The sequence below is a fragment of the Aureivirga marina genome (assembly GCF_015767265.1).
GTDB lineage: Bacteria > Bacteroidota > Bacteroidia > Flavobacteriales > Flavobacteriaceae > Aureivirga > Aureivirga marina.
This window is the reverse complement of the sequence record NZ_JADPIB010000025.1, coordinates 1-1,257: the sequence shown is the minus strand read 5'-3', so window position 1 is coordinate 1,257 and position 1,257 is coordinate 1. Positions and strand designations below refer to the sequence as shown.

At 35.6% G+C, this 1,257-nt stretch carries 1 protein-coding gene; it reads right to left on the bottom strand.

All coding sequences use genetic code 11. The features are described from left to right. Nucleotides 1–1,257 (bottom strand): DUF7507 domain-containing protein (locus I1A51_RS17615; protein ID WP_449500868.1); only part of this gene is annotated, 1,257 nt, incomplete at both ends.

Here is a 1,257-nt window from a genome sequence, read left to right as displayed (position 1 = left end):
CCTAAATCTAATGAATCATTTGTTGTAAGTTCAATTGTTCCAGTTTGATTTAAAGCAGTAATCGTCTCATCATTATCTGCTGCCGTTTCTGGATCATCCGAAAGTGTATCTTCCACAACTGTTGTTCCATCAGGAAGCATTGATGTAACCGAAGATTGTACTGAGTAACTTCCACTGTCAATATCTACTTGGGTTAAAACATAAGTTCCTGTGAAAGTCTCTGTTTCTCCCACATTTAGATTCGCTGAAGTTGTTGGGTTTGTTCCAAAATCAATTCCTGAATCCGTTACTGAAATATTACTAAGTGTTGTATTTCCTGTGTTTGTTACTTCAATTGTATAAATGATGACATCGCCAGCATTTAAAATTCCATCTGCTCCTAAATCTAAAGAATCATTTGTCGTTAATTCAATTGTTCCAGTTTGATTTAAAGCAGTAATCGTCTCATCATTATCTGCCACAGTTTCTGGATCATCTGAAAGTGTATCTTCCACAACGGTTGTTCCATCAGGAAGTGTTGATGTAACCGAAGATTGTACTGAGTAACTTCCACTGTCAATATCTACTTGGGTTAAAACATAAGTTCCTGTGAAAGTCTCTGTTTCTCCCACATTTAGATTCGCTGAAGTTGTTGGGTTTGTTCCAAAATCAATTCCTGAATCCGTTACTGAAATATTACTAAGTGTTGTATTTCCTGTGTTTGTTACTTCAATTGTATAAATGATGACATCGCCAGCATTTAAAATTCCATCTGCTCCTAAATCTAAAGAATCATTTGTCGTTAATTCAATTGTTCCAGTTTGATTTAAAGCAGTAATCGTCTCATCATTATCTGCCACAGTTTCTGGATCATCTGAAAGTGTATCTTCCACAACAGTTGTTCCATCAGGAAGCATTGATGTAACCGAAGATTGTACTGAGTAACTTCCACTGTCAATATCTACTTGGGTTAAAACATAAGTTCCTGTGAAAGTCTCTGTTTCTCCCACATTTAGATTCGCTGAAGTTGTTGGGTTTGTTCCAAAATCAATTCCTGAATCCGTTACTGAAATATTACTAAGTGTTGTATTTCCTGTGTTTGTTACTTCAATTGTATAAATGATGACATCGCCAGCATTTAAAATTCCATCTGCTCCTAAATCTAAAGAATCATTTGTCGTTAATTCAATTGTTCCAGTTTGATTTAAAGCAGTAATCGTCTCATCATTATCTGCCACAGTTTCTGGATCATCTGAAAGTGTATCTTCCACAACAGTT